Origin of the sequence: Pseudoxanthobacter sp. (assembly GCF_036822375.1) — a bacterium.
Classification (GTDB): Bacteria; Pseudomonadota; Alphaproteobacteria; order Rhizobiales; family Segnochrobactraceae; genus Pseudoxanthobacter.
The window spans coordinates 1-8,804 of sequence record NZ_DAISHT010000155.1; the positions used below are offsets into that span (position 1 = coordinate 1).

Here is an 8,804-nt window from a genome sequence, read left to right on the forward strand (position 1 = left end):
GATTCGTCGATGTCGGCCGGCCCTTTTGAACTCGATCCCGCCCTGCCCGATTCCGAACCCGATCCCTCGCGCGCATTCGAAACCCACGATGTGTTCAATCAGGCGCCGCCGCTCGCCGGCCGCAACCTGTTCGAGGCCGACCCGATCCTGATCGGGGCGCTGGAAACCCTGCTCGAACCCGATGCCGAGGCGCCGCTGGTGCGGGCCGGGGCATGGTGGGGCTCTGCCGAGGCGCAGGAGGTGGCCCGCCTTGCCGAAGCCGTGCCGCCGGTGCTGCGCACCCACGACCGGCAGGGTTTCCGCATCGATCAGGTCGATCATCACCCCGCCTATCACGCCCTGATGCGCCGCAGCGTGGAAAACGGCCTCCACGCCGCGCTGTGGGACGACGACCCGCAGCTCGCCGGCCGCCGAAATGCCGTGCGCGCCGCCCACCTCTATCTCGCCGCGCAGGGCGAAAGCAGCCACCTTGCCAGTCTCAGCACCACGTCGGCCGGCGTGGTGGCGCTGGCCAACGCGCCGGACCTCGTTTCGCAGTGGCTGAACGGGCTGCTGTCGCGCCGCTACGATCACCGCGCGCTGCCGCCGGCCGGCAAGCTCGGCCTGCTGCTGGGCGCCGGGTTCACCGAAAAGCAGGCCGGCACCGACCTCAAGGCCATCACCACCGTTGCCGACGAGGCCGGCGACGGGCTGTGGCGGCTGACCGGCCACAAGTGGTTTCTGACGGCACCGATGGCGGATGCCTTTCTCGTGCTGGCGCAGGCCGGCGGCAGCCCCGGCTGCTTTCTGGTGCCGCGGGTGCTGGAGGACGGCCGCCTCAATGCCATCCACCTGCAGCGGCTGAAACCGAAGCTCGGCCAGCGCGCCACCGCCACGGCGGAAGCCGAACTGACCGGGGCACTGGCCTTTGCGGTGGGCGAGGCCGGGCAGGGGCCCGGCGTGGTGCAGCAGATGCTGACGCTGACGCGCTTCGATGCCGCGGCGACCGCCGCCGGGCTGATGCGCGCGGCGCTGACGGAGGCGGTGCACCACGCCCGCCACCGCGTGGTTTCCGGCGCGGCGCTGATCGACCAGCCGGTGATGCTGCGGGTGCTGGCGGATCTGGCGCTGGAATCCGCCGCCGCCACCGCGCTCATCGTCCGCCTCGCCCTCGCTTTCGATCTGGCCCCGCAGGACGAGGCGGAGGCCGCCTATGTGCGCGTCATGACGCCGGTGGCCAAGTTCTGGCTGACGCGCACCGCGCCGGCCTTCATCGCCGAGGCCATGGAGTGCCTTGGCGGCAATGGCTATTCGGAGGAGTGCGCCCTGCCGCGGCTCTACCGCGATGCCCCGGCGCTGGCCATTTCGGAAGGGCCGGGCAACGTGCTGGCGCTCGATGTGCTGCGCGCGCTTCATCAGGATGCGCGCGCCCTCGATGCCGTGCTGGCCGATATCGGCCGCGACCGCGAGGCGGAGGGTGCGACCACCGTGGTGGATATCCGCTCCACCACCGCAGCCGCGGTGGCCGATATCGGCGCCGCGCGCCTGCTGGCCGGCCAGCTTGCCCTTGCCGGCGCCGGCGCGGCGCTGGATCGCTTTGCCCCGCGCGCCCTCGGCGACGCCTTCTTCGAGGCCCGCATCGCGCCCGGCTGGGGATGCGGCTACGGCCGCGTCGACGGCCGGCACGACTGCCGCGGCATCGTCGATTATGTGGTGCCGCCGGCCTGAGAACGGCGGCGGGAGAGCAAATGAAACGGGCGGCCGCAGGGGCCGCCCGGAAACCGTGCGCGTCGTCCGCCGTGCCGGCCCGGCCCTCAGGCCGGCACGCGCACGCCGCTGACCGCATCCCACAGCCGGTCGAAGCTGTCGATCACCACGTCGGCCTCGAGAGCGGCAACCGGGCGGTCGGAATAGCCGAAGCTGACCACGATGACGGGAATGCCGGCGGCCCGCGCTGCGGCGACATCGTTGATGGAATCGCCCACCATCACCGCCTGTCCGGGGTCGCCGCCGGCAGCCTCAACGGTGCGCACGATATGCTGCGGATCCGGCTTGGAAACGCCGAACGTTTCCTGCCCGACGATGGCCCCGAAACGGTCGGCAAGGCCGAGCCGCTCCAGCAGCAGCACGGAGAGCTTTTCCGGCTTGTTGGTGCACACCGCCAGCGTCCAGCCGGCTGCGGCAAAGCGGTCCAGCGCCTCCTCAACCCCCGGATAGGGATAGGAGGTGCGGTCGATGCCTTCTTCGTAGAAGGCCAGAAAGCGGCGGAAGAGCTGTTCCAGCCGCTCCGGCGTCACCGAAATGCCGTGGGCGGCGAGCGCACGGGTGATCAGCACCCGGCCGCCGCGCCCCACCATCGCGCGCACTTCCGCCTCGCTGGTCGGCGGCAGTCCCTCGCTCGCCAGCACGCGGTTCAGGCTGATGGAAAGATCGGGGGCGGTCTCCACGAGGGTTCCGTCGAGATCGAACACGAGGGTCGGACGCACGGGCGAAGCTCCCTTGACGAGGACAGGCCGGGTGGACGAGGACAGGCCGGGTGGCGGAAACGGCGGCGCCTGAGGACCGCGCCTCGTTCTGCAATGCGCCGCCGCGCAACCGAGTGCAAGGCCGAAATTGTGTGCCGGCGCACGGGTTTGTCATTGGCGGCGCTGCCAATTGCCGAATGCCGGCAAATGGCCGTGCGAAGGCCGCAGGAGGCCGCCGCCGGCCGCAACGGGCTGCCGCGCTGAGCGGCGCTGCGCGGCTGGCCGGCGGCGCGGCGGCTGCGCCCGTGCGCACCATCGCTCTGCCATGCTGCGGCCATGTTGGCGGCGTTCAGGAGCGGGCGAGGCAGCGAAATCGTCGTCGCGGCAGGGCGGGGCGCCTTGGCCGCGGCAAGGCTCCCATGGTAAGCACGCGGACGGATGCACCTGTCCCGGTGCCCCGCGGGCCGGGCACCGACCATCCGGGCACGGTTCATTCGATGTGGCGGACGAGAACGATGCGACTCACTGACCCCGGTCTTCTGAAGCAGCAGTGTCTGGTCGGGGCCGTCACCAGCCATGCCACGGGCGGGGCGGCTGTCCGCATGCCGCGCGCCGGCCGCAGCGGAACCGGGCTGGCGGCGGCCGTGGCAATGGCGGGCAGGCGCGCAGGCGGGCAGAGCCGCGCCCTTGCCGCCGGGGCATCGACGAATATGTCGGGACCGAATACACGCTCCTGTCCGGCCGCGACACCTGAGGATCACACACGATGACGATTGCCGATGCGGCGGCACAGAAGCGCGCTGCGGCTCTGGAAGCCCTGAAGGAAGTCCGGCCCGGCATGCGCCTCGGCCTCGGCACCGGTTCCACGGCCGTGGAACTGGTGAAGGGGCTGGGCGCGCTGGTGGCCGACGGCTTTGCGGTGGTCGGCGTGCCGACCTCCGAGCGCACGGCAGAGCTCGCCCGCTCGCTCGGCATTCCTCTTTCCACCCTCGACGAGACGCCGGAACTCGATCTGGCGATCGACGGGGCCGACGAGATCGGCCCCGGTCTGTCGCTCATCAAGGGCGGCGGCGGTGCGCACCTGCGCGAGAAGATCACCGCCAGCGCCGCGGCCCGCTTCATCGTCATCGCCGACGACAGCAAGATCGTTCCGGTCCTCGGCCGCTTCCCTCTGCCGGTGGAGGTGGTGCCGTTCGGCCTCACCGTCACCCTCCGTCAGATCGCCGCCGCGGCGAAGGCGCTGGGGCTGGAAGGCAGCCTTGCGGTGCGCCCGGCCGCGGGCGGCGGCAACTATGTGACCGACGGCGGCCATTTCATCGTCGATCTCGCTTTCGGCTCCATTCCCGATCCGGCGCCGCTGGCGGCCGCCCTCAGCGCCATTCCCGGCGTTGTGGAGCACGGCCTGTTCCTCGGCATGGCCGATGCGGCCTATGTGGCCGGGGCGGCCGGCGTCCGGATCATTCACAAAGACTGACACGTCAGGGCCGTTCAGTTGCGGCCCGTCGTTTTCCGCCAGGGAGACAACCATTATGACCGCCCACCAGAGCCGTCGCCCGACGATCGCGGCTGCCTGCATTCTTGCGCTCGCCGGCGCGTTCGCCGCCGGGCCGGCGCTGGCGCAGAGCGATGCGCCGGCCGCTGGCCAGGCCGCCGCCAAGGACGCGCCCAGGACTTATTCGCCGGAAATCCTCAGCCTCGCCCAGCAGGCCATCGACGCCTCGCAGTCGGTCGCCGGCTTCGACGAGATCCTGCCGCGCGTCGCCGAGCAGACCAAGGCGCTCTATGTGCGCTCCAATCCGCTGCTGGCCAGCGACATCGACGCGGTGACCAACGAGGTGGCGCTCAGCCTCGCGCCCCAGCGCCGCGAGCTCGACCGCACGCTGGAAGAGGTGTGGGCCAATCGCTTCAGCGCCGACGAGCTGAAGGAAATCATCGCCTTCTACCAGTCGCCGGTCGGCAAGAAGCTGGCACAGCTTTCGCCGGAGATCGTGGCCCTGTCCATCGGCGCGGCCAAGCAGTGGCAGGACAAGATTGCCACCGAGATGATGACGCAGGTGCGCATCGCCCTGCAGAAAAAGGGCCACAAGCTCTGAGCCGCGGCCGCCCGCGAGAGGGCGGCTGCCACACCACGACAGAGGCGGCCGGCCCGCAGGGGCCGGCGGCGGCAGCAGCGACAGACGCGCAGCAGCGACAGACACGGGGACGCGAAAGAGAATGGCAGCCTTTGACTACGACCTGTTCGTCATCGGCGCCGGCTCCGGCGGCGTGCGCGCGGCGCGGATCGCGGCCGGCTACGGCGCCCGGGTCGCCATCGCGGAAGAATACCGGGCCGGCGGCACCTGCGTGATCCGCGGCTGCGTGCCGAAGAAGCTGCTTGTCTATGCCGCGCGTTTTGCCGATGCCTTCGAGGATTCGGTCGGCTTCGGCTGGACCAGCGAACGCGTCGCCTTCGACTGGCCCACCCTGATCGCGGCCAAGGACAAGGAGATCGCCCGGCTTTCGGCGATCTACGAACGCAATCTGGAAACCGCCGGCGTGGAGGTGCTGCACACCCGCGCGGTGCTGACCGGGCCGAACAGCGTGCGCCTGACGGGCGAAGACCGCGTCGTCACGGCCGGGCGCATCCTGATCGCCACCGGCGGCCGGCCGGTGGCCGACAGTTCGGTGGAAGGCATCGAACACGCCATTTCCTCCAACGAGGTCTTCGATCTGAAGACGCAGCCGGAGCGGGTGCTGATCGTCGGCTCGGGCTACATCGCGGTCGAGTTTGCCGGCATCTTCAACGGCCTCGGCACGGAAACCACGGTTCTGCACCGCGGCCCGCAGGTGCTGCGCGGGTTCGACGAGGAGGTGCGCGGCTATCTGCACGAGGAGATGAGCCGCAAGGGCGTCAACTTCATCGTGTCCGATACGCTGGCCCGCATCGTGCGCACCGAAGGCGGGCTGGAGGTGACGACCGGCCGCGGCACCGTCATCGAGACCGATGTCGTGCTGTCCGCCATCGGCCGCGCGCCCAACACTGCCGGCCTCGGCCTGACGGAAGCCGGCGTGCAGACCAGCGAACGCGGCGCCGTGATCGTGGACGAATATTCGCGCACCAGCGTGCCGTCGATCTTCGCGGTGGGCGACGTGACCGACCGGGTCAATCTCACGCCCGTCGCCATCCGCGAGGGCCATGCCTTTGCCGACACCGAGTTCGGCGGCCGGGCCGTGGTCGTGGATCACGCGCTGGTGCCGACGGCGGTGTTCTCGCAGCCGGAAATCGGCACCGTCGGCCTCGGGGAAGGCGCGGCGAAGCAACAATATGCCGCGCTCGACATTTACCGCACCCGTTTCCGGCCGATGCTGAACACCATCTCCGGCCGGGAAGAGCGCACCTTCATGAAAATCGTGGTCGATGCGGAAACCGATCGCGTGGTCGGCGTTCACGTTCTCGGGCCGGATGCGGGAGAGATGGCGCAGCTGCTTGGAATCGCTGTAAAGATGGGCGCAACGAAGGCCGATTTCGATGCCACCATGGCGGTGCATCCGACGGCGGCGGAAGAACTGGTGACCATGCGCACGCCTTCGGAGCGCTGGCGCCGGGAGCAGGTGGCCGCCCGCTGACCACGACAGAGGGCGAGAGGGGGGCGCTTCCCCGCGGCGATGCGGCGCCGCCGGGCGGCGGAAAGAATGACGGACAGACCTGAAACCGGCAGCCGCCCGGCGCGGCGCTCGATTGCCTATCGTTCCGATATCGACGGCCTCAGGGCGATATCGATCATCGGGGTGGTGCTGTTCCACGCCTCGATGTTTCAGCCGGCCTTCGGCGCCTTCAGCGGGGGCTTCGTCGGCGTCGACGTGTTCTTCGTCATCTCCGGCTATCTGATCACCGCCATCATCCTGCGCGAGCTGGGCGAGGGGCGGTTCTCTCTGGGCTCGTTCTACGAGCGGCGTATCCGCCGCATCTTTCCGGCACTGTTCGCCATGCTGGCGGCCACCGCCGCGGTGGCCAGCATCGTGATGCTGCCGAAGGAGATCCGCGCCTTCGCCCCCACGCTTGCGGCGGCGGCCGGCTTCGTCACCAACTATGTGCTGGCGGCCGGCGACGGCTATTTCGTCACCACGCTCACCTCCCGTCCGCTGCTGCACCTGTGGTCGCTGGCGATCGAGGAGCAGTTCTACATCGTCTTTCCGCTGCTGCTTGTGGCCATCGTGCGGCTGTGTCCGGGGCGGCTGAAGCTGGTCATCACCGGTCTCACGGTGGCCTTCTTCATCCTCAACCTGTGGCTGGTCACGTTCGGCCCGCCGGCCTTTTTCTGGACGCAGGCGCGCGCGTGGGAACTGCTCATCGGCGCGGTGCTGGCGTGCCGGGTCATTCCGCCGCTGCGCAACCGCCATGCCCGCGCCGCGCTGGCGTGGCTGGGGCTGGGGCTGCTGATCGCCGCGATGGCGCTGTTCCACGAAGGCATGCCCTGGCCCGGTGCCGGTGCCCTGCTGCCGTGCCTCGGCGCGGCGTTCGTCATCCATGCCGGCGAGGGCGGGTCGGGGCTCGCCGGGCGGCTTCTGTCGTGGCGGCCGATGGTGGCGACGGGGCTGCTGTCCTATTCGCTTTATGTGTGGCACTGGCCGGTTCTGGCTGTCACCCAGTCCTACATTCTGACCCGGCCGCTCAGCGTGCTGGATACCATCCTGCTGCTGCTGCTGTCGGTGGGCGTTGCGGTGCTGTCGCGGCGCTATCTGGAGCAGCCGTTCCTCGGCAAGTCGGGGCTGTTCACCCGCCGCGGCGTGTTTGCGGCCGGCACGGCGAGCGCGGTGGTGGTGGCGCTGTTCGCGCTGATGCTGGTGCGCACGGACGGCTGGCCGCAGCGCCTGCCGCGCGAGGTCGCCGCCATCGCGGCCGTGGCCAGGGAGGGGCGCGGCAGCCCGTGTGTGCGGTCCACGGCGGCGGAGCTCAATGCCTCGCCCTGCTTCATCGGCTTGCCGGGCAAGCCGCCCACGTTTGCGGTGTGGGGCGATTCCCACGGCGATGCGATGATCTCCGCCATCAGCGATCTGGCGGCCGCGCGCGGTGTCGCCGGCGAGGCGATGGTGATGCGCGGCTGCGCGCCGTTGCTGGGCGGGCCGGTGCTGCCGCCCTATACCGGCGTGCCGGAGAGCTTCGAGAAGGTGTGCGTGCCGTTCCGCGAGGCGGCCTTTGCGCGGATTGCCGCGAACCCCTCGATTCGCACCGTCATTCTCATCGCCCGCTGGAGCATCCATTCCGATCTGACCGGCTTCGGCGCGGCCGACCGCGAGCGCATCGCCCCGTTCCGCCATCAGGGCTGGTTCCGCGATGCGCGCCGGGCCGCGCGGGAGAGCTTTGCCACAGCCGTGCCGCAGACGATTGCGGCGCTGGAGGCGGCGGGCAAGAAGGTGGTCATCCTGCTTTCCATTCCCGAGGCCAGACAGCCGGTGCCGGAGGCGATGGCCCGGGCGAGCCTGACCGGCGCACCGCTGACCGTTGCCGCCCGCCGGCAGGATTTCCTCGAATACACCGTGTTTCCGCGGCAGGTGCTGGAGCGGGCCGCGCTGGAACAGGGCGTGACGCTGGTCGATCCGGCAACGGTGCTGTGCCCGGACGAGCGCTGCCGCATCGGCGAGGCCGGCCGGCCGTTCTATTTCGACGACGACCATCTCTCCCGCTTCGGGGCAGAGCAGGTGGCGCCGCTTCTGGCCCCGGCCATCGCCGGGCCGGCTGCGGAGGGCGGGAGCCCGTGAGCAGGCCCCATTGAATCCGGGCCCGGCCGTCACGATCTGACACGCCATCGGTGGAACGGCGGCAGATCGCCCGGTTTTTATCGGTAAGGTCACCGGGTCGCAGCCTCAGAGGTGGCCTTGGGGCGCATGGCTGTGTATAAGCGCGCAAATCCGCCGGCGGCACGTTCGGGCTGCCGGTGTGGGAAGGCAAGGTGAAGGTCATGAAAGAGACGTGGTCGCCGTCAGCGTCCGTCCTTGCGCCGAAGACTGCGGCGCGAGCCCCCCGTGACGCGGCCCGCGAGAGCGCGGGGCCGGCGTGGTCCGCCACTTCGTGGCGGTCGAAGCCGATCGTGCAGGTGCCGGAATATCCCGATCCGGCCGCGCTTGCGGCCGTCGAGGGCCGCCTTGCCAGCTATCCCCCGCTCGTCTTTGCCGGCGAAGCGCGCAAGCTGAAGCGTGCGCTGGCCGGCGTTGCCCGCGGCGAGGGTTTTCTGCTGCAGGGCGGCGACTGTGCGGAGTCCTTCGCCGAGCACCATGCCGACAACATCCGCGACTTCTTCCGCGTCTTCCTGCAGATGGCGGTGGTACTGACCTATGCCGCCGCCCAGCCGGTGGTGAAGGTCGGCCGCATCGCCGGCCAGT

Annotated in this window: 7 protein-coding genes; 6 read left to right on the top strand and 1 reads right to left on the bottom strand. The window is 70.2% G+C overall.

Going from position 1 to position 8,804, the window contains the following annotated elements:
- Nucleotides 1–9 precede the first annotated feature (9 nt).
- Nucleotides 10–1,707, top strand: a complete 1,698-nt coding sequence (locus V7067_RS13160) for an acyl-CoA dehydrogenase family protein (RefSeq protein WP_334176365.1) — start codon at nucleotides 10–12, stop codon at nucleotides 1,705–1,707.
- A gap of 86 nt (nucleotides 1,708–1,793) precedes the next feature.
- Here the strand turns inward: V7067_RS13160 and gph are convergent, their stop codons facing one another.
- The gene (gene gph, locus V7067_RS13165; protein WP_334176359.1) at nucleotides 1,794–2,465 is read right to left on the bottom strand and encodes a phosphoglycolate phosphatase; all 672 of its coding nucleotides are present in this window, start codon (nucleotides 2,463–2,465) and stop codon (nucleotides 1,794–1,796) included.
- Nucleotides 2,466–3,210: 745 nt separating this feature from the next.
- On the opposite strand from gph, the gene rpiA reads away from it, so the two are divergent.
- From rpiA to V7067_RS13190, 5 genes are all read left to right on the top strand, one after another.
- Nucleotides 3,211–3,918 (top strand): ribose-5-phosphate isomerase RpiA, encoded by a 708-nt coding sequence (gene rpiA, locus V7067_RS13170; protein ID WP_334176360.1) that lies wholly within the window; start codon nucleotides 3,211–3,213, stop codon nucleotides 3,916–3,918.
- Nucleotides 3,919–3,973: 55 nt separating this feature from the next.
- On the top strand, nucleotides 3,974–4,537 hold the full coding sequence (locus V7067_RS13175; protein WP_334176361.1) for a DUF2059 domain-containing protein: 564 nt from the start codon (nucleotides 3,974–3,976) through the stop codon (nucleotides 4,535–4,537).
- A gap of 121 nt (nucleotides 4,538–4,658) precedes the next feature.
- Nucleotides 4,659–6,050 (top strand): glutathione-disulfide reductase, encoded by a 1,392-nt coding sequence (gene gor, locus V7067_RS13180; protein ID WP_334176362.1) that lies wholly within the window; start codon nucleotides 4,659–4,661, stop codon nucleotides 6,048–6,050.
- Between the two features lie 66 nt (nucleotides 6,051–6,116).
- The gene (locus V7067_RS13185) at nucleotides 6,117–8,183 is read left to right on the top strand and encodes an acyltransferase family protein (RefSeq protein WP_334176363.1); all 2,067 of its coding nucleotides are present in this window, start codon (nucleotides 6,117–6,119) and stop codon (nucleotides 8,181–8,183) included.
- A gap of 329 nt (nucleotides 8,184–8,512) precedes the next feature.
- On the top strand, nucleotides 8,513–8,804 hold a 292-nt coding region (locus tag V7067_RS13190; protein WP_334176364.1), incomplete at its 3' end, for a 3-deoxy-7-phosphoheptulonate synthase.